Source organism: Streptomyces sp. NBC_01408 (genome assembly GCF_026340255.1).
Taxonomy (GTDB): Bacteria; Actinomycetota; Actinomycetes; order Streptomycetales; family Streptomycetaceae; genus Streptomyces.
Genome location: NZ_JAPEPJ010000001.1, coordinates 2,807,134 through 2,833,394, shown reverse-complemented (window position 1 = coordinate 2,833,394; position 26,261 = coordinate 2,807,134). Strand labels below are relative to the sequence as shown.

The window sequence follows — 26,261 nt, the reverse complement described above, 5'->3', positions numbered from 1 at the left end:
GCTCGACGTAGGGCCGCAGTCCCGCCCGGCCAAGGTCGCCCTGCCATGGTTGACCCCGGACGGGCCCCCGCTGACCAAGGAGCTGGTATTCGCCAGCACCGCGGGCAACGCGGTCTGGCGGAGCGCCTTCAACGACCAGACGTGGAAGCCCGCGCTCGCGGCGGCCGGCATCATCCCCGAGCCCGAGAAGGGCGAGCGGTATGCGTCGGCACGTGAGCATGGGATGCATGCCCTGAGGCACTTTTACGCGTCGGTGCTCCTGGACGCTGGGGAGAGCATCAAGGCGCTCAGCACCTACCTAGGACACAGCGACCCCGGGTTCACGCTCAGGGTCTACACGCATTTGATGCCAAGCAGTCAGGGCCGAACCCGGCGGGCGGTCGACAGCGTCCTCTCCAGGGCAGTGGAACCTGCCCCCAAGGCAGTGAACAACCAGGTCGCTTGAGCCTCTGACACGCCGCTGCTGGGCGTGACCGCACCGTCCATAGACCCGGCAGGATGGCGCTGAGTTCAGGGCCGACCCCTCGGAGGGAAACGTGGACAACACTTTGCTGGCGCTCGCCGGCACAACTATTGCTGTGGCGGGCACTCTCCTCGCCCCCGTCCTGTCGCAGCGGCTTCTTGCGCGTGCCGAATCGGACAGCTTCGAACGTCAGGAACGCGTGGCTGATGCCCAGTGGGTCCGCGAGCAACAGGTCGCCGAGCTGGGCAAGCGGCGTGAGTGCTACGTGACCGCAAACTCTGGATACCGCCGCTACCGCATCGAACTCATGAAATATCTCTGGCTCGTCCACAAGGGGGGAGTGACCGCGGAAGAGCGGACAGTTCTGGATGACGCACGTCACGCGATGCACGCCTCCTTCGCCGAGGTTCAGATGGTCGCCTCCGATGCGGTCCTTGCAGAGCTGGACTCCATGGCACAGACCCTTGCGCACCTGTACGACCGGGTCATGCGCCTGGAGGAAGGCAACGCTGCACCCGACGGCTCATTCGAGGAAATACAGACCGGCCTGTTGCGGGCCAACGCGCAGTGGGTGATCATGCGCGGCGCGATGCGGGCCGACCTGGGAGTGGATTCACGCCCGGCTGGCCGCTCCTCAGCGGCCCCTGACGCCCATGCTGTCGCCGACGACGGCCCACAGACGGCCCAGGAGAGGTAAGGCGTCCCTCCGCGCGCGGCTCCGCCGCAGGTGGGGGGCGGTTTTTCATGATCCGGTGGCCAGTAACACCCCATCTTGCCAGGCGTCCATACCCCGGGGGAAACCCGTATGGTCCCGGGGGCCCCGGGACGGGGCAGCGCGGAGGGGGTGCCGCCCGTGGGCGGCACCCCCTCACGGCGTGCTGTGCGGGACCGCTCAGGCCTGGGAGGCCGCCCGGCGCTTGCGCCCCGCGAGCACCAGGCCGGCGCCGGCGACGAGGGCGGCTCCGGCGCCGCCCGCGGCCAGCGCGGTGTCGGAACCGGCGCCGGTGGAGGCCAGCGAGCTGCCGCCGCCGTACGTCGTGGTCACGTTGCCGGTGCCCGTGCTGGTGGTGCCCGTGGTGCCCGTGCCCGTGGCTACTGCGGGCTGGACGCCGGTGCCGGTACCAGCGCCCGTACCGGTACCGGTACCAGTGCCCTTGCCCTTGCCCTTGCCTGCGTCTTCGGCGGCCTTGTCCTTGGCGCGGGCCTCGTGCTGGCCCCTCAAGAGGAAGTCGACGCGGTCCTGCGCGGAGCCCTTGAGGGCGGCCTTGCCCGCGGCCTTCACCTCGGCGCCGCCGACGTTGATCAGCTTGGAGATGCTGAGGTAGTTGTCCTCGTCCCGCAGCTCGTGCTGGGTCACCTTCACGAAGTGGCGCAGCTCGGCGTGGGTCGGGGATCCGCTCAGCATGGCGTCGATCGCCTCGGTGAGGATCGGGCCGGCGCCGTTCATCATGCGGGCGATCTCGACGCGGTCGTCGGAGGCCTGGGCCTTGTACTGGCCGGTCTTCAGGAACGCGACACGGTCCTCGGGGGTGCCGGTCAGCGCGGCGCCGGCGGCCTCCTTCAGCCCGCGGCCGGGCGTTCCCGTGCCGAGGAGCTGGAAGATGCGGACCCGGTTGTCGGTGTCGCGCAGCTTGTGCTGGGTCACCTCCAGGAACCGCCGCATCTCGGCCGGGGAGGCTCCGCGGCTCAGCAGGTCGTCGGCCGCCTCGCCGACGCCCCAGCCCTTCTCCGCCTCGGCGATCCGCGCCAGCGCGACCCGGTCGTCCTCGGCCCGGACCTGGTGCTGGCCGGTCTCGATGAAGGCGCGCATCGCGGCGGGGCCGCCGTCGATGGCCTTGCTGCCCTCCTGACGCATGTCGGAGCCGGGCGGCGTCGCGGCCATGATGCGCAGGATCTCGATACGGTCCCGCTCGGCCTGATCGCCGCTGTCGGCGGCCTTGCCGGCGGGCTTGTCCGCGGCCTTCTCGGCGGGCTTCTCTGCGGCCTTCTCGGCGGGAGCCGGGTCCGCCTGCTGGCCGGCCTCGGCCGGGCCCTGGTCAGGAGCCGTGGGAGACGAGGGAAGGCCGGCAGCCGAGGCGTGGTCGTCGGCGAAGGCCGGCGAGGCGAGCAGAACGGCCGGAGCAATGGCGGCAGCGGTGACCACCGCGGCGATCCGGGACAACTTCACAGACAGCACCCCTGTTTTTGGTCAATCACAAGATCACACGATCTTGCACCGGGTCACTGTAGGCGCTTCGGGCGATCAAATCGAACGAGTTCAAATGGAAGGATCACGTCCGGGGGCGGTAGACGGTCAGGGCGTCGGGGAGGCCGTCCAGGACCAGGGCGGCCGGGGCCTTCGCGTACTCGCCGTCGTAGGCGAACGGGGTCCCCGCAGGGATGTCCGCGATCCGCAGGCTCCGCAGCCGGGTGGCCACGTGGACCGGGGACCGGCTCAGCGGGCCCGCGAAGGCGGCGGCGAGCAGGCGGGGGCCCGGGCGGCCGCCGCCGAGGACGAGCCGGACGTCCAGCAGGCCCTCGCCGAGGCTGTCCCGGCCGCGCGGGGTGGGGCCGGTGCCCTGGTACGTGCCGTTGCCCACGAAGAGCAGCCATGCGCTCAGGGGCCGCCCGGCCAGCCGCAGCGGCACGGGCCGCTCCGCCCGCAGCACCTTCCAGGCCGCCAGCAGCGCGGCGGGGGCGCCGCCGATCCGCGGACCCCAGCGCAGCCGGTGGCGCAGCAGCTCCGGATAGGCGCCGATGCTGAAGTTGTTCAGGAAGTAGCCGTACCCGCCGCCCTCCGGCCCCGGGCTGAAGCGGCCCACCCCGACATGGACGGCATGGCCCGCCTCCAGCGCGCGGCAGGTGTCCTCGGCTCCGGCGAGGCCGAGGTCCAGCGCGAAGTGGTTGAGGGTGCCGCCGGGGAACACCGCCAGCGGTACTCCGGCCCGCAGGGCAGCGGTGGCGGCCGCGTTGACCGTGCCGTCGCCGCCGCAGACCCCGAGCACGGTGGCCCGGGAGGCCGCCTCCGCCAGCTCGGCGGCCAGGTCCCCGCCCGCCCACCGGACCACCTCGGCCTTGGGGAGGCGGGTGCGCAGGGCGTCGAGCCCGGCCTCGGCCGCGGTCCCCGACCAGGTGTTGACCACCACCGTGAGCCCGGCGCCGTCGGGCAGGGCGGGCGCCCCGGCGGCGGACCGCTCGTCGCCCGGCACGACCCGGGCCTCCTGTACGTCGCGCGCCAGCCTGCGTACGACGAACCCCGCGGCCACGCCCAGCGCCGCGCCCGCGAGCACGTCGGTGGGGTAGTGCACCCCGGTGTACACGCGGGAGAAGGCCACGGACACGGCCACCGGAGCCAGTGCGGCGCCCCAGGCGGGGGACTCCAGGGCCAGCCCGGCGGTGAAGGCGAACGCCGAGGCCGAGTGCCCGGACGGGAAGGAGGTGGTCTGCGGCTGGGTCGCCAGCTGCCGCACCGCGGGTACGCCGTCCAGCAGCGGCCGGGGGCGGCGTACCGACCACTTGCCCACGGTGTTGATGGTCGCCGAGGCCAGCGCCAGCGAGGCGACCCCGCGCACGGCGGCCCTGCGGGCCCGGGGCGACCCGAAGAGGGCGATCGCGGTGGCGGCCCCGCCCCAGAGCAGGCCGTGGTTCGCGGCCCGCCCGAGCCTCGGCAGCACCCGGTCGGCCCCCGGCCAGTGGCGCCTGGCCACCAGGTCGAACAGCCCCCGGTCCCACCGGGCGACCGCGCCTTGCCACGTCAGTTCCTGATCAGCCATCTCCAGCCCCTACCCCGGGCCGCGATTCCGAAATCAGCCCCACCCCACCCGGCCCACACGCCCCCTGCCCCCGCCCGCTCCTGCCGCCCAACCCGCGCCCGCGCTCTGGCCCCGGCGCACACCCGAGCCTCGACGCCGGCCCCGCCGCCCAAGCCCGCAGCCGCGCCTCGACCCCGGTCCCGCCGCCCGGCCCGCGCCCGCGCTCTGGCCCTGGCCCTGGACCCGGCCCTGCCACCCGCCCACGGCCCGGCCCTCGCCCCGGCCGGCGCCGGGGGTCGCCTACGCCTGGTCTTCCTCGTCCAGGGGGCGCTTGCGCAGCAGGAGGACCACCAGGCCGCCCAGGACCACCAGGCCCACCGCCAGGGAGGCGATGACCGGGGTCGCCGCCGAGCTGCCGCTGGACGCCAGCCGCTCCTCCTCCGGGGAGTCCGGCGAGACGGAGCCGGACGGTGTGCCCAGCGACACCACGCCCGTGCCGGAGGTCGTGGCCGAGCCCGCGCCCGCGGCTTCGGCGGTGTCCGCCTGGGCCACCTGCGCCTCGGGCCAGAGCGCGGTCGCCGTGGCCGTGGCCGCGGATTCGCTGGAGCCGGCCACGATCTGCGCCTGGGCCGGCACCCCGCTGGTGAAGACCCGCCCGACCGGCACCTTCGTCGCGCCGTGGACGGTGACGGAGGCGACCCCGTCGGGGGTGCCCGCGGGCACCTCGAAGTACAGCCGGCTGCCGTTCGTGGCGGTGGTCAGCGGCCGCCCCTCGGCGTCCACCACCCGTACGCCCATCGCGACGGCCCCGGCGTCCGGGACGACCGACACGCTCTGCGCCCCGGTCCGCACGGTCACCGGGCCGAGACGGGTACCCACGGGCCCCGACACGTCCCCGGGGTCCAGGCCCAGCGAGGCCGGCGGCTCAGGCAGCCTCCCGGCCGCCCTCTGGAGGTAGTCGGCCAGCTTCTCCGCCGCCGGGTCGGTGGCCTCCACCCGCACCCCGTCCGCCAGCCGCCAGATCGCGACCTGGGTACCGGCGGCCGCGCTCTCCGCGGTGAGCGCCCCGGCCCCGGCCGCCTTGGCGAGCCCGGCCAGGTCGTTCAGCTGCGGGTAGGAGTGCTCCAGGATCCAGCGGATCCGGCCGGCCTCCCCGTTCCCGGCGAGCGGGCTGCCGCTCCAGCCGCTCTCCGTGTACCGGGCCTGGGGCTGGGCCTGGCCGGCCACGCCGACGCCGTAGGTCTGGAGCATTCCGCCGCCGTCGACCCGCATCTCGTAGAGCCCGGCCGGGATATGCCGGACCGAGCCGTCCCCGGAGTGCAGGACCGCCTGCCCATACGTCTTCAGCCCGTCCAGCACGGCGCTCGCGCCCTCCGGTGCCCGGGACTCCACCGGGCCGGCGTCGGCGGACGCCCGCGCGCCGGGCGCGGCGGTGAGGGCCGCGGCCAGCAGGGCGACCGCCAGCGGCCGCCGCGCGGAGGCCCGTCCTGCGGCGGCCCGGGGAGCGGATCCGGATGCCGGGCCGGCAGCGGCGTCGGAGGCCTGCCGGGATGCGGACCCGGAGGCGGAACCGGATGCCGAAGCAAGAGCGGAACCGGCGGCGGAACCGGAATGAGGAGAGGAGAGAGGAGCGGAACGAGGAGCGGAGGATGCGGGAACGGCAATCGACACAGTCTTCCCCTTCGGGCCAAAGACCCAGGTGCCCGTGAGTACCGGGAGATCCTAACCGCTTCGAACACTCAGCCCACCGCCGCCTTCTGAGTGGCCATCAGCGGCGTGTCCGTCTTGACGACCCGCCGGAAGGCCGCCGTCCCGCGGCTGAGGTCGTGCCCGACGGCCGTGGCGTCGATCTCCGCCGAGACCCACCGGGTGCCCTCCCCCTCGGGCGGGTCCTCCCGCACCCGCAACCGCCCGTGCACCACGAGCGGTTCGCCGACCGCCACGGACCCCGCCAGGTTCACGGCGAGCGCCCGCCGCGCCCACACGGTGTAGAAGCTGGTGGCTCCGTCGGTCCAGACCTCTTTGCGGCGGTCGAAGTACCTCGGTGTCACCGCGAAGCGAAACCTCGCCGACGGGCCGTGCACCGTCTCCTTGTAGTCGATCTGCGTCGCGACATGACCCACCAGCGTCACCTGGGTGTCGTTCATCCCGGCCGCCCTCCCCCGTGATTCGTACCCGCACGGACCATCCGCACGAGGTACGACCATGCTGGCGCCGTCCCCCGGATCCCGCTCCGGCCTGTGGACTACTGGCGGGTTGTGGACAACTTGCTCCCCCCTGCGGCCACCGCCGCGTACTGCTCGCGCACCTCCCGGTAGCGCAGCAGCTCCGCCGCGACCGGCTCCAGGACCCTGGCCCGCCCGCATCCGGCCGCCGCCTGCCGCAGCCGCCGTTCCGCGTCCTGCCCGTAGCGCCTGGCCGGGCCGCGGGCCGCGATCGAGCAAGCCCATTCGACCAGCGGCCCGCCGATGATCCCGGCCACCATCAGCAGGACCGGCGGCATCAGCTTCGGCTCCAGGACCCCGACGATCTGCCCGACCAGCCACAGTCCGCCGTAGATCTGAAGCAGCGTCATGGCCGCCTGCCCCAGCACCGCGGCCGGCCACCACGTGGGCCTCGGCGGTCTCACGGCCGGCACCGCGACCGCCGCCCCGAGCGTGACGGCCAGATCGTCCAGCGCCTCGGGGAGCCCTTCGGCGCCGCGCACTGCGGTTTCCCGTACGGCCTGCGCCCAGGGTTCGGGCAGTCCGGCGACCGCCTCGTCGGCGACCACCCGTACGGCCTGCTCCACCCGCTGACGTGCGGTCACCTCCTCCTCGACCGGCGCCTGCTCGACCACGGAGCCCCTGCCGCCGATCGCGGCGAGGGCGGCCAGGCCCGCCAGGGTGCGCGGGGCGCGCCGGCCCTCGTACCACCGCCACAGCCGCAGCCACGGGGTCCCGCAGGCCTTCCCGGCATTGCGCCGCCAGGCCCTCTCGGCGGCGAGCCCGGCCGCGTACGCGCCGACGGCCTCCGCGAGCCGGTCCTCGAACTCGGCGCGCGCCGTCTCCCCGATCTCGGGGCCGGAGTGCCCTTCGGCCACGTAGAGCGGCCGCAGGCGCAGGGCGGCGCGGTCGACGTCGGCGGAGATCCGCCGGGTGGCGGCGCCCTTCTCCTGGGTGAACTGTCCGAGGAGTTCGCGCAGTTCCCCGACGCCTTCGCCGGTCAGCGCGGACAGTCCGAGCACGGTGGCGCCCGGCTCGTCGTGCTCGCCGAGCGCGATGCCGTCCTCGTCGAGGAGCCTGCGCAGGTCGTCCAGTACGAGGTCGGCGGCCTCGCCGGGCAGCCGGTCCACCTGGTTCAGCACGACGAAGGTGATCTCCGCGTGCCCGGCCAGGGGGCGCAGGTACCGCTCGTGGAGCACCGCGTCCGCGTACTTCTCCGGGTCGACCACCCACACCACCGCGTCGACCAGTGCCAGTACCCGGTCCACGTGGTCGCGGTGCGCGCCGACCGCCGAGTCCAGGTCCGGCAGGTCCACGAGGACCATCCCGCGCAGCGCCCCCGCCTCCGAGGTCTCGCGGGGCCTGCGCCGCAGCCGTCCCGGGATCTCCAGCCGGTCCAGGAGTCCGGCCGCCCCGTCCGACCAGCTGCACGCGATGGGTGCGGCGGTCGTGGGGCGGCGCAGGCCGGTCTCGGAGATCTGCACCCCTGCGAGTGAATTGAACAGTGTGGACTTGCCGCTTCCGGTGGCTCCGGCGATCGCGACGACCGTGTGCTGCGGCGACAGTCCGCGGCGGGCCGCGGCCTCGTCGAGCACCCGGCCCGCCTCGGCGAGGGTCTTGCCGTCGAGCCTGGTCCGGGACAGTCCCACCAGCTGGCGCAGGGCGTCGAGGCGGGTGCGCAGGGCCTGCCCCTCAGGGCTGAGCGGGGGCGCGGGCACCTTGCCGCCGTCGTCTCCGGCGCCGGAGACGGTGCCGGAGAGGGCCCGTACGAGCGCGTCGTCACCCTCGTCACCCAACTCGCCGCCGTTTTCCGGGCCCTGGCCGACGGCCCGGTGGCGCGAGCGCGCGATGAATCCGTCGTCCCAGCGGTCGTCGGTGCGGTCGGTCAGGGCGGTCACCGCGTCACCTCTCCTTCTGCAGTACGGACAGCGCGGCGATCAGCTCGGCCTGTGGTTCGGGGGTCACTTCGAGCGCCTCCAGCGGGGCGAGCCGGCGGTCCCGTTCGGCGCGCAGCACCTGGTCGAGGTGGTCGCCGACCAGTTCCGCGCCGCGGTCGCGCAGGCGCAGGGCGGCCTGGGCGCCGATCCGTTCGGCGAGCTTCTCGCCCGCGGGCCGGGCCCGCTTGCCGCCGAGGAGGGCGGCGACGAGCAGGGCCGCGACGCCGTCCGGGTCGGGTGGGGGCTGCTTGTCGAGCCGGGCGACCTCTTCCTCGGCGAGTTCCTCGAGGACGCGCCGCCAGCGCCGTACGGCCATGCCGATGCGTTCGCCCGCCTCCCTGTCGGGCGCGGGCACGGGCACCGCCCCGGCGGCCGGTTCGAGCCGCCAGGCCGCGGCGATCCGCTCGTCGGCGGCGGCGACCGCGCACTGGAGCAGGGCGGCGAGCGACTCGGCGAGGGAGTCCAGCAGTTCGTCGGGGCTCGTGTCGAGGGGATAGCCGCGCCAGCGGGTCAGCGCGTCCCCGGCGAGGACCGCGCCCCGGTCGAGCCGGTTGCGCACCCGCCTGCCCTCCCGCTTGTACGCGTCCTCCACGGCCGAGGTGAGCCGTACGGCGGCGGCGTACTGGGCCGCGACGGCGGAGGCGAGTTCGGGCATCCGGCGGCCGAGGGAGTCGAGCGCGCCGAGGGCGGTCCGCCCGACGGCGTACTGGCGGGCGGCCGGGTCCTGGGCGTGATGGGCGAGCCAGGCGTAGAGCGGTGCTACGGCGCTGGCCGGCAGCAGTCCGCCGCCGCCGGCGGACTCCGGAAGTTCGGGCACCGTGAAGCGCGGGACCTCGCCCAGTCCGGCACGCGTGAGCAGCGCCCCGTACTGCCGGGAGACCTCGGCGAGCACCTGGTGCGGGACCCGGTCGAGGACGGTGATCAGGGTGGCCTTGTACTGCTTGGCGGTGCGGAGCAGGTGCCAGGGGACGGCGTCGGCGTACCGCGAGGCGGTGGTGACCATGACCCAGACGTCGGCGGCGCAGATGAGTTCGGCGGCGAGGGTGCGGTTCTCCACGACGAGGGAGTCGATGTCGGGGGCGTCGAGGATGGCGAGGCCGCGGGGCAGGGTGGACACGGTCTCGATCCGCATCTCGCGGGTCGTGTGGCCGCCGTTCGCGGGGCCGCGGTCGCGGTGCCGGCTCCTGGCCGCGGGGACGGGTTCCTCCTCTCCGTGCGGCACCCACACCCGCATCAGGTCGGGCAGCACCCGCATTCCGGCGAACCAGTGATGATCATCCGGATGGCAGACGAGTACCGGGGTGCGGGTGGTCGGGCGGAGCACCCCGGCCTCGCTGACCTGCCGGCCGACGAGGGAGTTGACGAGGGTGGACTTGCCCGCCCCGGTCGATCCGCCGACGACGGCGAGCAGCGGCGCCTCGGGCGCCTTCAGCCGGGGTACGAGGTAGTCATCGAGCTGCGCGAGCAGCTCTGCTCTGGTCTGGCGGGCGCGCGGGGCGCCGGGCAGAGGCAGCGGCAGACGCACGGACGCGACCCGGTCGCGCAGGGCGGACAGGGCATCGAGCAGCTGAGGCCGTACATCCAAGGTCACCACATGCGAAGAATGCCCAATTTAGGACCATTTTTGAAGCTTATACGTCCTCTGCGCGCCGACCGCGACTCCAGTGGGACATTCTGGACACCGCGGACGAGTGGGGCGCAGGCATAACGAGTGCACAACACCCAGGGCGCCACGACGCAAAAGCGGTGCGTAAATCGCACCTGCCTGCGATTATCGGGACCGCTTCACCGAACCTCCACATCGTGGCACGCGGGTGAAGCAACCGGGACAAGGCAACCGGAGCCCTATCCTTGACCCGGTACGGACCCCAGTCCCACCCCCACAAAGGGGCTCCAGGTCACCACGGCCACCTTCCGGCCCCCGTAGCTCAGTGGATAGAGCAGGTGCCTTCTAAGCACTTGGCCGCAGGTTCGAGTCCTGCCGGGGGCACTTTTTCTCCACCGCCCGAGCCCTCCCCCAGCGGAGGGCTTTCATGCAGGTGAGCGGCACATTAGCGATTTCCCCGTAGCGGCGGCGTAAGCCCTTTTCCGGCGCCCGGCGGCAGAATTGCCGCTTGGTCCGGACGCGCCGGAAGACCCCGCAAGACAGCCGAAAACAGCCGGACGACAGCCGGACGACAGCCGGGCGGCGACCCTCAGGTGTCGGGCTCGGCGGCCGCGATGGCGGCGAAGGCCGACCCGGGATCACGTTCCACCGTGAGGTCGCCCAGGGTGACGACGCCGACGAGTTCGCCGTCCTCGGTCTGCACGGGCAGGCGCCGAAGCGCGTGCCGGCGCATCAGGTCGATGGCCTGGTCCACGTCGTCGCCGGGCTTGACGGTGACCGGTTCGGTGCTGCAGATCGCCTGCACCGTCGTATCGGCGGGATCCCTGTTCTCGGCCATGGCGCGTATGACGAGGTCCCGGTCGGTCAGGATGCCGCGAAGCCGGCCCTCCTCGACGACGAGGACGTCCCCGATGCTGGCGTCCCGCATCACCCGTGCGGCTTCCGCCAGTGAGGTCAGCTTTTCGACGGTCACCGGATTCTCGGTCATCACCTCGTGGACCCGTCGGCTCATATGTCCTCCCGCTGCTGAAAGCGGTTCCTGCCGGGCGCCTACCCGCCACGACTGCCCGTAAGCGCCCGCTCCGCCGCGCGCCGGGGAGGGTGTCCGGGGTGCGGCGCCCCGGCGGGCGGAGTCGCGGAAGGGGCCGGCGACGGCGAGCGGGAGCCCGAACAGTTCCGTTACGCTCCGTTGAACCGATGCGCCTTACCGTGAGGAATGCTCCCGTACCGTCTTGCCGTACGGACACGGCGGCCCGTGGATGAAGGGATGCCCACCGTGATACCAACCGCCGCACCCGACCCTGCGCCGCCTGCCGCCGCGGAGCCGTCCCAGGACGCCCGGCAGTGCGCGACAGGGGACGGCACCGAGGATCCGGCGAAGGCGTGGGCCCTCGGAAGGCTGATGGCGCTCACCCCCTGTACGGCTCCGGCGGCTCGGCAGATCCTCGCCGCCACGGCGGGCACGGCCGGGGTGACGGAGCGGCAGGCGGCCGCCGCACTGGTCGGGCACTCCCGGGGCGCGCCCCTGCCGCGACGGATCGAACGGGCGCTGGGACTGGCGATCCGAGCCGCACGCACACCTGCCACCGAGCAGACGTGCGCGCTGCTTCCGAGCCTCAGCCGCGCGTCCGACGCACTCGGTCGCTTCCGTACCAGCCGGGCCCGCCTCCACGCCGCCCCGGCCGACCCGGAGGCCCGCCGGGCCCTGGACGACGCGGCCTACACCCTGTGCGTCCTGATGGGCCGGCGCACCGCCCACGAGGCCGTGCTGGCCGCCGAGGAGTACGTGGCCGCGCCCCCCGTCGCGTAGGCCGGCGGGATCGCCGGACCGGCCCCGACCGGCGGATGGCGGACATCCGCCGGTCCCCCGGAGGCATGCGCCTAAGATCGGGAACCCATGGGTGCGGCGCCGGGAACGGCGCCGGGGAAGGGGGCATCGTGGGGAACGGCAGGCTGCTCGCCGTCAGCGATCTGCACATCGGGCACAAGGAGAACCGGGCCGTCGTCGAGTCGCTGCGGCCCGGCTCGGACGAGGACTGGCTGATCGTCGCCGGTGACGTCGCCGAGGAGTACGCGAGGGTCGAGTGGGCGCTGAAGCTGCTCAGCGAGCGCTTCGCGAAGGTCATCTGGGCGCCGGGCAACCACGAACTGTGGACGCCCCCCGACGACCCGGTGGACCTGCGCGGCGAGAAGCGCTACCTGCGCCTCGTCGAGCTCTGCCGCGGCCTGGGCATCGCCACCCCGGAGGACCCGTACCCGGTGTGGGAGGGAGCGGGCGGCCCGGTGGCCGTCGCCCCGCTCTTCGTGCTCTACGACTACTCCTTCCGCGTGCCCGGCGCCGACACCAAGGAGGAGTCGCTGCGCCTGGCCCACGCGGCCGGCATCGTCTGCACCGACGAGTACCTGCTGCACCCCGACCCCTACCCCGGGGCGGACGCCTGGTGCCGCGCCCGGGTGGCCGAGACGGAGCGGCGGCTGTCCGCGCTCGACCCGGGGCAACGGACGGTCCTGGTCAACCACTTCCCACTGACCCGCGAACCGACGCGCGTCCTGCGCTACCCCGACTTCGCCCAGTGGTGCGGTACCGAGCTCACCGCCGACTGGCACGTGCGCTTCCGGGCCGTCTCCGTCGTCTACGGACACCTGCACATCCCGCGGGTCATCTGGCGCGACGGCGTCCGCTTCGAGGAGGTCTCCCTCGGCTACCCGCGCGAGTGGCGCCCGAGGCCGCCGCGCGAACCCCTGCGCCAGATCCTGCCGCTGCCGCCCCGGGCGGAAGGCGACACCTGGTGATCGAGGAGATCCTGCCCGGCGGCGTCGAGTCGGTGGAGGCCCGGGGGGACCTGACGGGCGACCTGCTGGAGGCCGGCGGACCCGCGAGGCCGGGTGGCCCCGCGAGGCCGGCCGTTCCCGCGACTAGGAGCCGAACTCCCAGGAGTTCGTGTACGTCTCCTGGTCGCTGGTGAAGGTGTCGATCTGGATGCCCATCGTTTCCACCTTCACCCGGGCCACGAGCTTGTCGATCTCGGTCGGCACGTCGTGCACGCCGGGCTCCAGCGACTCGTAGGTCTTGGTGAGCCACTCGGCCGTCAGGGCCTGGTCGGCGAAGGACATGTCCATCACCGAGGCGGGGTGGCCCTCGGCCGCGCCGAGGTTGACCAGCCGGCCCTCCGCCACCAGGAGCAGACGGCGGCCGTCGGCCATGATGTACTCCACCGCGCCGTGGACGTGACCGCGCTGGACGCCGACTTCCACTGCTTCTCCGCCCACAAGATGTACGGGCCGCTCGGCATCGGCGTCCTCTACGGCAAGGCCGAGCACCTGAGCCGCATGAAGCCCCTGCTGCTCGGCGGCGGCATGGTCCGGAACGTGACCTACGACGGCCCGCTGTCGGTGTTCCCCGCACCGCACCTCTTCGAGTCGGGCACCCCGAACATCGCCGGCGCCGTGGGCCTGGCCGCCGCGATGGACTACCGCGGCGCTGCGTACGAGGCTCACCGGCTGAGGGTCACGGGCTGGGGCTCACCGGCTGAGGGGGCCGCCAGGGCCCGCCGGCGGCCGTCCGTCAGGGCCGGGCGGTGGGGGCGGGGTGGCGGCGGGGGTGGCCCCGCCCTCCGGGGAGACGCCGAACAGCCTGACGGCCTGGTAGTAGGTCCAGGCGGTGCCCTCGCAGGAGCCGCGCCGGGCGCCCGCGTACTGGGCGCAGACCCGCGTCATATCGGCGTGGAAGGCCTCGTCCAGGCGGGACTTGGCGGCGGGGAACCGCCCCGCCGCCTGGTGGTTGCGGTAGCCGAAGTCGTGGCGGGCGCAGGCCAGGGCGAAGGGGAAGCCGAGGGGGTTGTCCGGGGAGGCCGTGCAGTAGTCGGTCGACCAGTCGAACCCGTACGCGGTCCAGGCGCCCCGGTCCCCGCGTGCCTCGGCCCAGGCCTGGTAGCTGGCGGCGCCGGTCTGCGTCCAGCGGCTCAGCACCTGCGGTTTGTCCGCCGGGACCGGCGCCGGGGCCGCCGAGGCGGTGGTCGCCGTGACGAGGAGGAGCGCACCGGCTGCCGCCGATGCGAGAACGGATCCGGTACGGCTGCGCATGGCGTTCCTCGGGCGGTCGGGTCGGTCGCTCCCGGCCAACGCCCCTGGGAGCCGCCGGGTTACTGCCCGTGCGGGGGATCCACCCCGATCCGTTCCGAGACGTTCCACGCCGTCCTGAGGCGTTCCGCGCCGTCCCGGTCCGCTCGGGCCCTCCCTCCCGAGGGGGAGGGCCGGGACTCAGGTATGAGTGCGTGTGCGACTTGCGGCGAGGGTTCGGTTCGTCCTGCGGAGGGACGCGGTATCGGGGCCCGGCGGCCGAGACTGGAGGGCATGAACCGCCGCCCGCTCGTCATCGTCGCCGCCATCCTGGGCGCCCTCGCCAGCGCCGCCTTCGCGCTGCCCAACCTCCCGCCCAACCCCGTGACCGAGACGATCGACGAGCGGGTGTTCCAGGAGAAGGGCAGGCGTTTCGCGAGCGCCGCCGACGCGCCGACCCGGGGGCGGAGCCCGTTCGTCCTGCCGTCCTGGATACCCGGGGACGCCACCGACGTCCGAATACGGGTGCACACCGGCGGCGAGGCCAGGCTGATCCGCTTCACGCTCGGGGCGACCCCGCTGGACGGCCCCCGGTGCGCGGCGGGGACGCCGAAGCCGATGCCCGGTCCGAAGCCGGCTGCCCGGTGGTGGCCCGGCGACACCGCCGGCGAGGAACGCGCCGAGTGCCGCGACGTCCGCCAATACCAGGTCGCCGTGCGCGGCAAGCACGTGTACGCCTGGACGGACGGCACCTCCTCACCGGGCGCGCCGCCCCGAACTCCCGCGGGGCGGGGCGGCGTACAGCCGCCCGGCCGCTGAGCCCGGGGGCGTGGCCGGCCGCCGCGCGGGGGCCTCGTCAGCCGACGGGGACCAGTTGCTCCGCGATCCCGCGTACCAGCGCGTCGTGCTGCTCGACCAGGTAGAAGTGGCCGCCTGGCAGCACCCGCAGCTGGAACCCGCGGGGCGCGACATCGCCCCAGGCCTCCATCTCCCGCACCGGGGTGTTCGGGTCCGCGTCGCCGATCCAGGCGTGGACGGGGCAGCCGAGCGGGACGGCGCTGCGCGGGCCGTAGGTGCCCACGATGGTGAAGTCCGCCCGGAGCGCGGGCAGCACGAGTTCCTGGACGTCCGGATCGTCCAGGAGCGCGGTGGCGGTACCGCCGAGCATGCGCACTTCGTCGAGCAGGGCCGCGTCCCCCGCCAGGTAGAGGTTGCGCTGGGTCAGCCGGTGCGGGGCCCTGCGGCTGGACACGTGGACGGCGGCGGGGCGCACGGCGTGCCGCGCCTCCAGGCGCAGCGCCACCTCGTAGGCCAGCGAGGCGCCCATGCTGTGGCCGAAGAGCGTCAGGGGTATGCCGGCGAGGGGCAGCAGCGCCGCGGTGACCTCGTCGGCGAGCACGTCCATGCGGTCGATGCACGGTTCGGCGAACCGCTCCTGCCGGCCCGGGTACGCGGCCACCAGGACTTCCGTCTCACCGTCGAAGGCGCGGCCCCAGGCGTGGTAGAAGCTCGCGGAGCCGCCCGCGTGCGGCAGGACCACCAGCCGGCGTCGGGGCGCGGCCGTCGCGGGGTACCTGCGGAACCACCTGTTGCTGTCCAGGCCTGTCGTCATGCTCGTGCGCACCTCGGGTCGGTCGTCGGGTCGGCTGTCCGTGCTCACCGCAGTCTCGCCCAGGGACCCGCCGCGCGTCTCCCCGGTCCGGGTCGCCCTGCCGTCGGGCGGACACCCCCCTGCGCCCGGCAGGCCGCTCGTCTAGGCTCATCGGGTGATCGGATACGTGAACCAGCTCGACGGCGACGCACCGCGGACCGGGGCCCTCCCCAGGGGTGCGGACGCGGCGGTGTGGTCCCTGGACATCACGCGTGACGTGGTCGGCGGGCACCCGCTCGACGGGGCGACGGCGATGCTGGACGCGGCCGAACGCGACCGGGCGGGGCGGCTGTTGCGGGAGGGCGACCGGCGCCGCTACCTCGCCTCGCACGTGGGACTGCGCGTACTACTCGGCGGCTATCTGGGGCTGGCCCCGGAGAAGGTCACCCTGGTGCGGGAGGACTGCCCGTGCTGCGGCGGGCCGCACGGCCGTCCCGCCGTGGCCGGCGGCGCGCTCCACTTCTCCCTCTCGCACAGCGCGGACGTGGCCTACTTCGCCTTCGCCGGGGTGCCGGTCGGCATCGACGTGGAGGGGATCCCCGGCGCAGCCGCCGTCGCCGACATCCTGAACACCCTGCACCCGGCGGAGACCGCCGAGCTGACCGCCCTCCCGGAGCCGGACCGCCGGACGGCGCTGGCCCGGGTGTGGTCCCGCAAGGAGGCGTACCTCAAGGCCACGGGCACCGGGCTGGCGCTCGGCCTGGCCGACCCGTACGTCGGCTCCGGCGCCGCCCCGGCCCGCGTCCCGGGCTGGACCCTGACGGACCTCCCGGCCCCCACCGGCTACGCGGCGGCCCTCGCCCTGCGCGCGTAGCGCGGCGCCCCGGCCGCCGGACCGCTCGCGGCGCCGTCCGCCGGGCCGGACCGAAATCGGATTCCCCGGGTTCCGTGCCGTCGTTATCGTGGCCGCCATGGACATCCGCCGGGCCCGTACCGCCGCCGAACTCGAAGCCGCCGAGGGTCTTTTCGACGGCCCCGCCCGCGCCGACTGGTGCGAGCGCTTCCTGGCCGCGCCGGGGCACCTGATGCTCCTCGCCTACGTGGACGGCGTACCCGTCGGCATGGTCTCCGGCGTCGAGATGACCCACCCCGACAAGGGCACCGAGATGTGCCTGTACGAGCTCTCCGTCGACGAGGGGCACCGGCGCCTGGGCATCGGCCGCGCCCTGACCCTGGCGCTTGCCGAGGAGGCGAAGGCGCGCGGCTGCTACGGCATGTGGGTGGGCGTCGACACCGACAACGAGGCCGCCCTGGCCACCTACACTTCGGCCGGCGCGCGCGACGAGGGCGTCTTCTCGATGCGCGGCTGGGCCATCACCTCGTAGCCACTGCCGTGCCGTCGGCGTAGCCCCTGCGGCGGCGTGTCGTGCGCCCACTCGGCGCACCCTCCGCGCGCCCGCGGCAGCGCTCGCCGAGCATCGGCCGCATGACCGCATCGACCGCGTTGACCACGCTCCTCCCGGCCGCCGCCCTGCTGGCGGCGGCCACCGTCCTGCCGCCCCGCACCGCCGCCGCCGAGACCCCCACCGCCCCCTACGTCGTGATCCTGGCGGACGGCACCCCCCGCGCCCCCACCCGCGCGCTCGCCGTCGAGGCGGCGGAGGCGGGGGACGAGGTCGGGCTCGTCTACGACACCGTGGTGCACGGCTTCGCCGTCCGCACCACCGCCGCCCGGGCCGCCGTCCTCGCCGCCGACCCGCGGGTGGCCTCCGTGGAGCCGGACACGGAGTTCCACACCACCGGCACCCAGCCGCAGGCGCCCTGGCCGCTGGACCGCATCGACCAGCGCCGGCTCCCGCTCGACGACTCGTACACGTACGCCACCACGGCCGAGGGCGTCACCGTCTACATCGTGGACACCGGTATCAACATCAGTCACCAGGAGTTCGGCGGCCGCGCCCGGTCCGGCTACAACGGCGTGTTCCTCGGGTCCTCCGGGGACTGCAACGGCCACGGCACGCACGTCGCGGCGACCGCGGGCGGGCAGACGTACGGGGTCGCGAAGGGGGTCTCGCTCGTCGCCGTGAAGGTGGCCGACTGCCGTGGCGCCGCGCGGCTTTCGGCGATGGTCGGCGGACTCGAATGGCTGGTGAAGGACGCCGCCAAGACCCCGGGCACCCCGGCGGTGGCGAACATGAGCATCGGCGGAACCCGCAGTGTCGCCCTCGACAGGGCGGTGAAGCGGGCCGTCGCCTCCGGCATCACCGTCACGGTGGCCGCCGGGAACGACGGCGAGGACGCGTGCGGGGGTTCCCCGGCGGCCGTCCCCCAGGCCCTCACCGTCGGCGCGACCGACGCCGAGGACCGGCGGGCGCCCTTCTCCAACCACGGCCCCTGCGTGGACCTCTCGGCGCCGGGCGTGGCCGTCACCTCGGCCTGGAAGGGCTCGGCCACCGCCACGGCCCGGTCCTCCGGCACCTCCATGGCGGCCCCGCACGTGGCGGGCGCCGCCGCGCTGGTCCTGGCGGGCACGGCGGCGCGGACCCCGGCGCAGGTGTCCGAGGCACTGCTGCGCGGAGCCGTGCCGGACGCGATCACCGCGCTCCCGGCCGGTACGCCGAACCTGCTGCTGCACACGCCGACCGCACGCTGAGGGGGCGCCGGGCGCAGGGCCGGACCGCTGCCCGCCCGGCCCGCCCCGCCCGCCCGGCCCGCCCCGCCCGGCCGGCCCGCCCCGCCCGGCCCGTCCCACCCATCCCACGGACAGCTCCCGCGCCGGACCTGACCTGATGGGACATCAATGTGTGTGTGCTTCGGGCGAAAACAATCCATTGACTTCTCATCACCGCGACGCGTCAATATCGGCCACCGCACCGGCTCGGCCTCCCCCACACAGCGGGTGGGGGGAGGGGTTCGTCATGACGAAGGAGTCGCGACCCTGTGAGTACGAGAATGCTCAGACGAAGAGTGCTGGCGGGGGCCGGGGCCCTCTCCCTGGCCCTGACGGGCGGTGTGGTGGGTCTGTCGGGGACCGCACAGGCCGCGACCAAGACCACCCCCGTCTTCGAGAACTGCGACGCCCCGGCGCCGCAGCCGGACGGTTCGGGCAACCAGAACTTCACGGTCACCCTGCCCGACGGCGCCAAGGCCGGCGACGTCGTCCCGATCACGATCGACCCGGGCGCGAGCCCGCTGATCCCCAGCTTCTCCGTCACCACGGTGAACACCTCCAAGATCACCCTCAAGGTGGGGACGACCACCCAGGTGGTCACCAGCCCGCCCGAGACGGTCACCGTCGTGGCCGGACAGCCCCTCGACCCGGCCTCGTTCTCGGGCACCATCACGATCCCGGACGGCAGCGAGGGCACCATCGTCCCGGTCGCCCTCGACCTGGCGGTGACCGACGCGGACCTCTCCGGTTCGGTCTTCACCACCACCTGCGTCCCAGCACCGCGCCCGAGCGCCGCCCTCGGCTCGATCGCCGTGGAAGCGCTGCCCAAGGACCCGGTCACCACCAAGCTGACGCCCAACAGCGGCAAGGCGGGCACCCCGGTCACCGTCACCGGCGCCAACTTCCCGGCCGGGCCCGTCACCTGCTCCGCCCTGCTGGCGGGCGCACCGACCGGCGACACCGGCAACGGCACGGCCACCGCGGCGGGCGCCGCGACCTGTGAGGTCACGGTCACCAAGAAGGCCGACCAGATCCGGATCGACGGGGCGATCACCCCGTACAAGGACTTCGTCTTCCTGGAGGACCAGCCGGGCGTGAAGAACCCGCTCGACGTGGAGGTGCTGCCCGGTCCGCTGGCCATCGGCCCGCAGAGCGGCAACCCGGCCGTCAGCTTCGGCAAGGTGACCATCAACGGCAAGCCGCAGTCGGTCGTCGGCCAGTTCACCGCGATGTCCGTCCAGGACTTCCGCGGCGGCACGCTCGGCTGGGACGTCACGGCCACCCGTACGCCGTTCCTGAACGAGACGACCGGCCACACCATGGCCAAGGCGCAGCTCGGCATCCAGCCGTCCTGCACCGTGACCAACGCGGACAGCCCGAGCACCTGCACCGCCGGTGCGCCGGGGGCCGTCTCGGACACCCCGATGAAGGTCGCCTCCCAGGCCGCGGGCGGGGAGGAGCTGACCGGTGGTGAGTTCGCCGTCGGCGGCGCGGGGATGATCCAGCTCCCGCCGTTCATGTTCGCCGACACCTACCGGTCGGTGGTCACCTTCTCCATCGCCTGACCCGTACGGCCCCGCTCCCTCCAGGGTGGCGCGGCGCTCCGGCGCCGCGCCACCCTTCCCCCGTCGGCCCCGGCTGGAGACCGCCCATGCGCACCCGCACCCGCACCGCCCGCACCCTCCGCTACGGGCTGCTCCTCGGCCTGCTCGGTCTCCTCGGCCCGCTGGGGCTGCTACTCCCGGCGGCGGGCCCCGCCGCGGCCGCGGAGAACGGGACCTGGGGGGTCTTCCCCACGCCCCCGGCCGGTGCGCCGGTCACCGACCGCGCGTACTTCTTCCACCAGGGCGCGGCCGGCACCACGGTCAGCGACAGTGCGACGGTCCTGAACTCCTCCGACCAGGACCTGACCTTCCAGATCTTCGCCACCGACGCCGTGAACACCCCGTCGGGCGGCGCCTTCGCCCTGCTGCCGGTGGAGACCGCGCCCAAGGACGTCGGCACCTGGATATCGCTGCCGCCGGAGACGGCGCAGACGGTCACCGTGCCGGCCAAGGGCCGCAAGGACATCCCCTTCACCGTGAAGGTCCCGGCGGACGCGACGCCCGGCGACCACGTCGGCGGGATCGTCGCCCTGGGCACCGCCGTGGAGGGCCTGCAGAAGGAGGGCAAGGTCCAGGTCGGGGTGAAACGCTCGGTGGGGGCCCGGCTGTACTTCCGGGTGCCGGGTCCGCTGACCCCGGGGCTGAGCGTGGAGGACGTGAAGGTCAGCCGGTCGGCCCCGCTGCTGCCCTGGGTCCGCGACGCCCGCGCCACCGTCTCGTACGCCCTGGTGAACCGGGGCAACGTGGTCGTCGAGCCCAAGGTGACGGTCTCCGCCGAGGGACTGTTCGGGCGCCGGGTCCTGGACCGGCCGGCCCGCGAACTGAAGCTGGTGCTCCTCCCGGGCCAGCGCGTGGAGCTGACCGAACCGTGGCCGGACGCACCCCAGCTGGACTGGGTCACCGTGAGGATCAGCGCCGGCGCGACCACCCACCCCGACCTGTTCTCACGCTCCGAGGCGGAGTTCGTGGCCGTCCCCTGGCCCGCCGCAGGCGCCGCCCTGACCCTGACGGGCCTCGCCCTGGCCCTCCTCACCCTGCGCCGCCGTCGCCGACGCACCCCGCAACAACCCCAGCCGCAGCCGCACCTGGCGGCGAGATGACCGGTACGGACAGCAGGAACCCCCGACCGGTGAGGGTTGGCCGGGGGGCTGCGGTACGGGGTGGTGGGGCGGGGGTGTCAGTCCACCCTCTGATCACGACCAGATACAGGCCCTAGGGGACGACGATCGGGTTCGCTTGCAGGTGGCAATCCGATCCGACCACCGTGAGCATCTGCGTGCTCGGCACGAGGACACTGACCGAATTGATGCAGTACTGCTGGGTCGAGGAGTTTGCGCCCTTGCGGAGGATGACCGGGCCGGATCCGGGGTGGGGGTAGGGGTGGACGCCGTCGACCTGGTTGGTCGGTTGAGGTGTGTCGCAGCCCGCACCGAGGACGGTGGGAAGGTCGGGCAGGCCCAGCTGCTTCGCCAAGTCCCTGACCTGCTCGACGGGGAAGCCGAGCGGGGGATTGGTGAGGTCAACCAAGGTCACACTGCATCCCAGCGCCGGGGTGTTCCCGGGGGGAGTGGTGTCCCCAGGGGGAGCTGGGTCTGCCGCCGCGGGTAAGGCTAAGGCGAAGGCAGCGGCCAGGGCGAGCGAGGCGACAGCAAGTGTCTTCTTCATGCTCCTGATGATTGTCCGTGCACGATTAGCAAGGGCACTCTTCGATGTCTGGGCACGAAATCTCCGCACTTCCTGCGGGATACGGGCCGAACCTACCGATCGGCAAGTACGGCTCGATGAACTCCCGTGCCTCGTGGGTGAGTTGGGCCCCTCCATGGCACCGCGGGCGGGGGCCTTGACCTGCGAGTACCGAAGGGGCTTCTCTCAACTCGTTCCAGCTACGCCTGGTAGATCGACTCGTAGGCCGCCACCTGGTCCGGGGTGACCTCTTCAACAGTCAAGGCCCCTGTCCAGAGGTGCTCGCGGTTGCAGTAGCCGCCGAGGTCGGCGCGCTTGCCCCGTGCCAGCTTCCACGCGCCCCGGGGGAACTTCACCACCACGTCGCTACCGCAGATGAACGAGCGGTTCGCCTGCGCCATGATCCAGCGGGCATGCTCGCCCTCCCCTTCGGAAGGACGACACATCGTCCGGGCCATCTGCCACAACCGGCCCCGCCCGACACCAGGGGTCAGGGGGCCGACCACGGCGACTTCCCCGAGGTTCCGGTCGTCAAGGGAGTGTGTGGTGTAGCCGAAGACGGTGCCGAACATCCTGAACACCGTGACTCTGCCCTGTCCAGACAGGGTCTCTTCAACTGGCATGCGCCATACCTCTGTTCGGGGTGAGCCCCGGGCGCATTGGCCGCACCCGAGGCTCGTCTCCTAGACGGGATCAGCGGCCGTCGCCGTCACCACAGCAGGCGGGCGGATTGCAGTCCTTCGAGGCGCCCCACAGGCGTTCATCCACGTGGAACCCGGCGGCCCGGACGCGGTCCACCACGGAGCCGATCAGGGGCCGCGTGCGGACAGTGGCCTTCGGCTCGTGGTCGAGGAAGTACCCGAACTGCTCCAGACACCAGGAGCGGTACGCCTGCGTGTGCAGGGCGAACGAGTGCCAGCCCGGGTCCACGGTGGTCGAGGGGGTCATGTCGAACGCGCGGGCGTCTCCCATCACCTTGAGGAAGGCAAGGGCCTGGTCCCCACCGGTACCTCCGGACTTGTCTCCGGGGTCGGTCATGGCTGCGCCTCCTCCCGGCTGGGTGCGGTTGCCCTCGTGCGGCAGCGCGGGCACTGGCACGGCGGCCACCGGGCGGACGCCGCCGGGGTGAGCGGCTTCTCCGTACGGTCGGTCGGGTACACAACCGCTCCACCGAAGGTGCGGCCGCCGTCATGGGAGACACGCAAGGTCATGGTCACCGGTGCCCCTGAGCGGCGTGGCTCCGGATCAATACGTTCATGTCCGCGACGACCGTGCCCCTACAGGGGCCTTTGGCCAGAGCGCGGATGCGTGCGTACTTCTGGCACTGATCGCAACTCGCGGGTGCCACAGCCCAAGGGTTTGGAAAGAGTTTCGCCGCCTGCTGCTGTGCCGTCGTTTCCGCCATCACCGCGTCCCTTCACGTCACCTTCGCTGCGTCGGCAGCAATAGTGACCGGGAGCGGAAGGCGTTCCTAGCCTGTTTCCTGTTCGCGCAAAAACCCGTCTCGGATGGCTTCGATCAGGGCCCGCATATCGTCGCCGGCCACCGCAGTCCGGCTGAATCCTTCGAACTTGGATACGTACAGGGCAACATCCCTGGGGTCGGTCACGACCGTTTCTGCATGGACCGTTTCAATTGTTACCGTGCGCTCGTCCTTGATTGAGAACGAGTGTCCTGGAAAATCCACCTGTGCGGCTGATAGCGCAACAACGCGGATATCGACGTTAGGTAGCCGCGAGACGGAAATCAGCCGGTCAAGCTGCCCCACCATCACCAGGGGTGGAACGATGCGCCACCGGAGGACAGATTCCGTGATGACGAAACGGAAGGCCTTCTCTTCCGAATACAGAACACTTTGCCGTGCCAGCCTCGCACCGATGGTGCGCTCAACCTGTACTTCCGACAGGCCCCTCCGCGCGAAAACTGCCCGAACATATTCGGGTGTCTGGAGTAGCCCGGGAATGAGTGAGGGCTGAAACAAGCGCAGCAGTGCCGTTTGCGACTCAAGGGACTGCACCTGCTGCTGTTTGCGGCTATATCCGAGTCGGCGGATCAGTCGCCAGGCCGTTACTTCCGTGGCAGCCTCTCTGGCGACAGCCATGAACTCGGCCTTGACCTCGTCTGATACCCCTATAGCCGTGAGGATGCAGTCAACGTCCGTGACACTTGCTGCCGTGTTCCCGTTCTCAATCTTGGACAGCTTGGATCGAGACATGGCAGCGCCACGGGCAACCGCTTTGGCCTCCAGACCGGAGGACTCCCGCAATACCCGCAGCGCTGACCCAAGGCTTGACTTGTTCACTCGCCGTACTTTGCCCACCATTCAGGGAACGGCACGGCTTGAGCCATCGCCGCATCCCTGTACGCCAAGAACCGGGACAGTTGGTCTTCCCCGAGGAAGTCAACGCCCAGGTACTTACCTTCTCCGTCGTAACTCATGGCTCCGACGGTGCGCTCATCGAAGAGCCAGAAGTCCGGGGCATCAGGAATCGGGTTTTCCTGGCTCGTGGTGTCCAGGATGAAGAACTCTTCCCCCACTGCCATGTTCCGGCGATACCCCCAGGAGAGTTCGAACCGGAGGTAGTCGGTGAGCGGACGGGCGAGGATGTGGACGCGATAGATTCGCTTTCCCGACTGGACAGCGTTTCCGACCGTCGCCATCCATTCGGCCGCCTTGTATTCCTCAGGCTGCGGCTCACCGGCAAGGAAGGCGTGATAGGCATCGACTCCACCCGACTTGCCGTAATCGTCCAGGGTCTCCAGGCGGAAGGCTTCGCGGTCGAAGTCCTTGAGCCAATCTCCCAGCGTCTTAGATGAGGTTGTCACTGATAGCCTTTCGGATGAGCTCGATGGGGATTTCCACCAGGGTTTCGTGAGCCGGGATCTCCAGCCCGTGGTCAGCCACCTTGTCCCCCTGGATGGCGAGCGTGCCCCGGTCCGTGGCGTAGATGGTGGGGCACTCGCCCTCGTCGCACGAGCCCACCAGTCGTGTCAGCTTCACAGGCTGCCCCCTCGTTGTCGGGTGTTGTGTCCGATGCTCGCGGGCTCCACCCGGGAGGAACAAGGGGTTCGAGTTTCCGTTACTGGAAACCGGACCTGGGGAGCACTCGGAAGACCGGACCGTCCTACGTGAGGTCAGGCGGCTTCGAAGACAGCAGGAACCCCCGGCCGGTGAGGGTTGGCCGGGGGTTCTGCCGTGCGGGGGGTGTCAGTGGTTGCGGGGGAAGCCCAGGTCCACGCCGGCCGGGGCGTCGGCGGGGTCGGGCCAGCGGGTCGTGACGACCTTGCCGCGGGTGTAGAAGTGGATGCCGTCGTTGCCGTAGATGTGGTGGTCGCCGAAGAGGGAGTCCTTCCAGCCGCCGAAGGAGTGGTAGCCCACCGGCACCGGGATCGGGACGTTCACGCCGACCATGCCGGCCTCGATCTCCAGCTGGAAGCGGCGGGCCGCGCCGCCGTCGCGGGTGAAGATCGCGGTGCCGTTGCCGAACGGCGAGGCGTTGATGAGGGCCACGCCCTCCTCGTAGGTCTCGGCGCGCAGCACGCACAGCACCGGGCCGAAGATCTCGTCGCGGTAGGCGTCGGAGTCGGTCTTGACGTTGTCGAGCAGGGACAGGCCGATCCAGTGGCCGTTCTCGTTGCCCTCGACCGTGTAGCCGGTGCCGTCCAGGACCACGTCGGCGCCCTGCGCGGCCGCGCCCTTGACGTACGAGGCGACCTTGTCGCGGTGGGCGGCCGTGATCAGCGGGCCCATCTCGGAGGTCGGGTCGTTGCCGGGGCCGATCTTGATCTTCTCGGCGCGCTCGCGGATCTTGTCGACGAGGGTGTCGGCGATGGCGCCGACGGCCACGACGGCGGAGATCGCCATGCAGCGCTCGCCGGCCGAGCCGTAGGCGGCCGAGACGGCGGCGTCGGCCGCCGCGTCCAGGTCGGCGTCCGGGAGCACCAGCATGTGGTTCTTGGCGCCGCCCAGCGCCTGTACGCGCTTGCCGTTGGCCGAGGCGGTGGTGTGGATGTGCCGGGCGATCGGGGTGGAGCCGACGAAGGAGACGGCCGAGATGTCGGGGTGGGCCAGCAGGGCGTCCACCGCCACCTTGTCCCCGTGGACCACGTTCAGTACGCCCGCGGGCAGACCGGCCTCGGTCATCAGCTCGGCCAGCTTGTTGGACGCCGACGGGTCCTTCTCGCTCGGCTTGAGGATGAAGGTGTTTCCGCAGGCCACGGCCAGCGGGAACATCCACATCGGGACCATCGCGGGGAAGTTGAAGGGCGTGATGCCCGCGACGACGCCCAGCGGCTGGCGGATGGAGGAGACGTCGACCCGGTTGGAGACCGAGGTCGACAGCTCGCCCTTGAGCTGCGTGGTGATCCCGCAGGCCAGCTCGACGATCTCCAGGCCGCGCGCGACCTCGCCCAGCGCGTCCGAGTGGACCTTGCCGTGCTCGGCGGTGATCAGCTCGGCGATGGCGTCGCGGTTGGCGTCCAGCAGGGCGCGGTAGGCGAACAGCACCTTGGTGCGGGCGGCCAGCGAGGACTGGCCCCAGGTCTGGAAGGCCTCCTTGGCGACCTGCACGGCCGCGTCGACCTCTTCGGCCGAAGCCAGGGCGACCTGGGTGGTGACCTCGCCGGTGGCCGGGTCGGTGACCGGGCCGTAGTTGCCCGACGCGCCCTCGACGGTCTTGCCACCGATCCAGTGGTTGACGGTCTTCATGCCT

26 protein-coding genes, 1 tRNA gene and 2 pseudogenes are annotated in these 26,261 nt (G+C 72.5%); 12 read left to right on the top strand and 17 right to left on the bottom strand.

The window, feature by feature from the left end; translation table 11 throughout:
- Positions 1-25: 25 nt before the first annotated feature.
- Positions 26-445 (top strand): annotated as a pseudogene (locus OG447_RS12925) (tyrosine-type recombinase/integrase); the annotation flags it as partial.
- Between the two features lie 91 nt (positions 446-536).
- Complete coding sequence (locus OG447_RS12920; protein WP_266936632.1) at positions 537-1,160, top strand: hypothetical protein; 624 nt, start codon at positions 537-539, stop codon at positions 1,158-1,160.
- 195 nt (positions 1,161-1,355) lie between these two features.
- On the opposite strand, the gene OG447_RS12915 is transcribed toward OG447_RS12920, so the two are convergent.
- The 6 genes from OG447_RS12915 to OG447_RS12890 all read right to left on the bottom strand — a co-directional run bounded on the left by OG447_RS12915 (position 1,356) and on the right by OG447_RS12890 (position 9,920).
- Positions 1,356-2,630 carry an ALF repeat-containing protein gene (locus OG447_RS12915; RefSeq protein WP_266936631.1) on the bottom strand — a complete coding sequence of 425 codons (1,275 nt, stop codon included), beginning with the start codon at positions 2,628-2,630 and terminating at the stop codon, positions 1,356-1,358.
- 103 nt (positions 2,631-2,733) lie between these two features.
- Positions 2,734-4,215, bottom strand: a complete 1,482-nt coding sequence (locus tag OG447_RS12910; protein WP_266936630.1) for a bifunctional phosphatase PAP2/diacylglycerol kinase family protein — start codon at positions 4,213-4,215, stop codon at positions 2,734-2,736.
- Positions 4,216-4,494: 279 nt separating this feature from the next.
- Positions 4,495-5,586: a thioester domain-containing protein gene (locus OG447_RS12905; RefSeq protein ID WP_266936629.1), complete on the bottom strand. Its 1,092-nt coding sequence runs from the start codon at positions 5,584-5,586 to the stop codon at positions 4,495-4,497.
- Positions 5,587-5,933: 347 nt separating this feature from the next.
- Positions 5,934-6,341 carry a single-stranded DNA-binding protein gene (locus OG447_RS12900; protein WP_266936628.1) on the bottom strand — a complete coding sequence of 136 codons (408 nt, stop codon included), beginning with the start codon at positions 6,339-6,341 and terminating at the stop codon, positions 5,934-5,936.
- A gap of 98 nt (positions 6,342-6,439) precedes the next feature.
- Entirely contained in the window at positions 6,440-8,296 is a 1,857-nt protein-coding gene (locus OG447_RS12895) for a GTPase (protein ID WP_266936627.1), read from the bottom strand.
- A 4-nt stretch (positions 8,297-8,300) separates the two neighbouring features.
- Positions 8,301-9,920: a dynamin family protein gene (locus OG447_RS12890; protein ID WP_266938854.1), complete on the bottom strand. Its 1,620-nt coding sequence runs from the start codon at positions 9,918-9,920 to the stop codon at positions 8,301-8,303.
- A 332-nt stretch (positions 9,921-10,252) separates the two neighbouring features.
- On the opposite strand from OG447_RS12890, the gene OG447_RS12885 reads away from it, so the two are divergent.
- Positions 10,253-10,325, top strand: a tRNA-Arg gene (locus OG447_RS12885).
- Between the two features lie 205 nt (positions 10,326-10,530).
- Here OG447_RS12885 and OG447_RS12880 read toward each other — a convergent pair.
- The gene (locus tag OG447_RS12880) at positions 10,531-10,953 is read right to left on the bottom strand and encodes a CBS domain-containing protein (protein ID WP_266936626.1); all 423 of its coding nucleotides are present in this window, start codon (positions 10,951-10,953) and stop codon (positions 10,531-10,533) included.
- Positions 10,954-11,217: 264 nt separating this feature from the next.
- On the opposite strand from OG447_RS12880, the gene OG447_RS12875 reads away from it, so the two are divergent.
- A complete protein-coding gene (locus OG447_RS12875) occupies positions 11,218-11,751 on the top strand; it encodes a DUF5133 domain-containing protein (protein ID WP_266936625.1) in 534 nt (177 codons plus the stop codon).
- 128 nt (positions 11,752-11,879) lie between these two features.
- Positions 11,880-12,734 carry a metallophosphoesterase gene (locus OG447_RS12870; protein ID WP_266936624.1) on the top strand — a complete coding sequence of 285 codons (855 nt, stop codon included), beginning with the start codon at positions 11,880-11,882 and terminating at the stop codon, positions 12,732-12,734.
- Positions 12,735-12,857: 123 nt separating this feature from the next.
- Here OG447_RS12870 and OG447_RS12865 read toward each other — a convergent pair whose 3' ends face one another.
- Positions 12,858-13,196, bottom strand: a complete 339-nt coding sequence (locus OG447_RS12865; RefSeq protein ID WP_266936623.1) for an adenosylhomocysteinase — start codon at positions 13,194-13,196, stop codon at positions 12,858-12,860.
- Here OG447_RS12865 and OG447_RS12860 point away from each other — a divergent pair.
- Positions 13,164-13,358, top strand: a pseudogene (locus tag OG447_RS12860) (aminotransferase class V-fold PLP-dependent enzyme); the annotation flags it as partial. The gene OG447_RS12865 and the pseudogene OG447_RS12860 sit on opposite strands and share 33 nt — an antisense overlap.
- Before the next feature lie 105 nt (positions 13,359-13,463).
- On the opposite strand, the gene OG447_RS12855 reads toward OG447_RS12860, so the two are convergent.
- Positions 13,464-14,024: a phospholipase gene (locus tag OG447_RS12855; RefSeq protein ID WP_266936622.1), complete on the bottom strand. Its 561-nt coding sequence runs from the start codon at positions 14,022-14,024 to the stop codon at positions 13,464-13,466.
- Between the two features lie 270 nt (positions 14,025-14,294).
- Between OG447_RS12855 and OG447_RS12850 the strand changes: the two genes are divergently transcribed.
- Complete coding sequence (locus tag OG447_RS12850; protein ID WP_266938983.1) at positions 14,295-14,819, top strand: hypothetical protein; 525 nt, start codon at positions 14,295-14,297, stop codon at positions 14,817-14,819.
- Positions 14,820-14,856: 37 nt separating this feature from the next.
- Here the strand turns inward: OG447_RS12850 and OG447_RS12845 are convergent, their stop codons facing one another.
- Positions 14,857-15,612, bottom strand: a complete 756-nt coding sequence (locus tag OG447_RS12845) for a thioesterase II family protein (protein WP_266936621.1) — start codon at positions 15,610-15,612, stop codon at positions 14,857-14,859.
- Positions 15,613-15,766: 154 nt separating this feature from the next.
- On the opposite strand from OG447_RS12845, the gene OG447_RS12840 reads away from it, so the two are divergent.
- From OG447_RS12840 to OG447_RS12820, 5 genes are all read left to right on the top strand, one after another.
- On the top strand, positions 15,767-16,465 hold the full coding sequence (locus OG447_RS12840) for a 4'-phosphopantetheinyl transferase superfamily protein (RefSeq protein WP_266936620.1): 699 nt from the start codon (positions 15,767-15,769) through the stop codon (positions 16,463-16,465).
- A 97-nt stretch (positions 16,466-16,562) separates the two neighbouring features.
- A complete protein-coding gene (locus OG447_RS12835) occupies positions 16,563-16,976 on the top strand; it encodes a GNAT family N-acetyltransferase (RefSeq protein WP_266936619.1) in 414 nt (137 codons plus the stop codon).
- A 101-nt stretch (positions 16,977-17,077) separates the two neighbouring features.
- The gene (locus tag OG447_RS12830; protein WP_266936618.1) at positions 17,078-18,244 is read left to right on the top strand and encodes a S8 family peptidase; all 1,167 of its coding nucleotides are present in this window, start codon (positions 17,078-17,080) and stop codon (positions 18,242-18,244) included.
- A 287-nt stretch (positions 18,245-18,531) separates the two neighbouring features.
- Complete coding sequence (locus OG447_RS12825) at positions 18,532-19,827, top strand: hypothetical protein (protein WP_266936617.1); 1,296 nt, start codon at positions 18,532-18,534, stop codon at positions 19,825-19,827.
- Positions 19,828-19,913: 86 nt separating this feature from the next.
- Positions 19,914-20,966 (top strand): DUF916 domain-containing protein, encoded by a 1,053-nt coding sequence (locus tag OG447_RS12820; protein WP_266936616.1) that lies wholly within the window; start codon positions 19,914-19,916, stop codon positions 20,964-20,966.
- A gap of 112 nt (positions 20,967-21,078) precedes the next feature.
- Here OG447_RS12820 and OG447_RS12815 read toward each other — a convergent pair whose 3' ends face one another.
- From OG447_RS12815 to OG447_RS12785, 7 genes are all read right to left on the bottom strand, one after another.
- Positions 21,079-21,399 (bottom strand): hypothetical protein, encoded by a 321-nt coding sequence (locus OG447_RS12815; protein WP_266936615.1) that lies wholly within the window; start codon positions 21,397-21,399, stop codon positions 21,079-21,081.
- Between the two features lie 350 nt (positions 21,400-21,749).
- Positions 21,750-22,121: a hypothetical protein gene (locus OG447_RS12810; RefSeq protein ID WP_266936614.1), complete on the bottom strand. Its 372-nt coding sequence runs from the start codon at positions 22,119-22,121 to the stop codon at positions 21,750-21,752.
- Positions 22,122-22,242: 121 nt separating this feature from the next.
- On the bottom strand, positions 22,243-22,587 hold the full coding sequence (locus OG447_RS12805) for a hypothetical protein (protein ID WP_266936613.1): 345 nt from the start codon (positions 22,585-22,587) through the stop codon (positions 22,243-22,245).
- Positions 22,588-23,020: 433 nt separating this feature from the next.
- Positions 23,021-23,851 carry a helix-turn-helix transcriptional regulator gene (locus OG447_RS12800; protein WP_266936612.1) on the bottom strand — a complete coding sequence of 277 codons (831 nt, stop codon included), beginning with the start codon at positions 23,849-23,851 and terminating at the stop codon, positions 23,021-23,023.
- Complete coding sequence (locus tag OG447_RS12795) at positions 23,848-24,375, bottom strand: DUF6879 family protein (RefSeq protein ID WP_266936611.1); 528 nt, start codon at positions 24,373-24,375, stop codon at positions 23,848-23,850. Before OG447_RS12795 ends, OG447_RS12800 begins: the two co-directional genes overlap by 4 nt.
- The gene (locus OG447_RS12790) at positions 24,359-24,550 is read right to left on the bottom strand and encodes a hypothetical protein (RefSeq protein ID WP_266936610.1); all 192 of its coding nucleotides are present in this window, start codon (positions 24,548-24,550) and stop codon (positions 24,359-24,361) included. The genes OG447_RS12795 and OG447_RS12790 overlap by 17 nt, the downstream gene beginning before the upstream one ends.
- 207 nt (positions 24,551-24,757) lie before the next feature.
- On the bottom strand, positions 24,758-26,257 hold the full coding sequence (locus OG447_RS12785; RefSeq protein WP_266936609.1) for a CoA-acylating methylmalonate-semialdehyde dehydrogenase: 1,500 nt from the start codon (positions 26,255-26,257) through the stop codon (positions 24,758-24,760).
- Between the last annotated feature and the right edge of the window lie 4 nt (positions 26,258-26,261).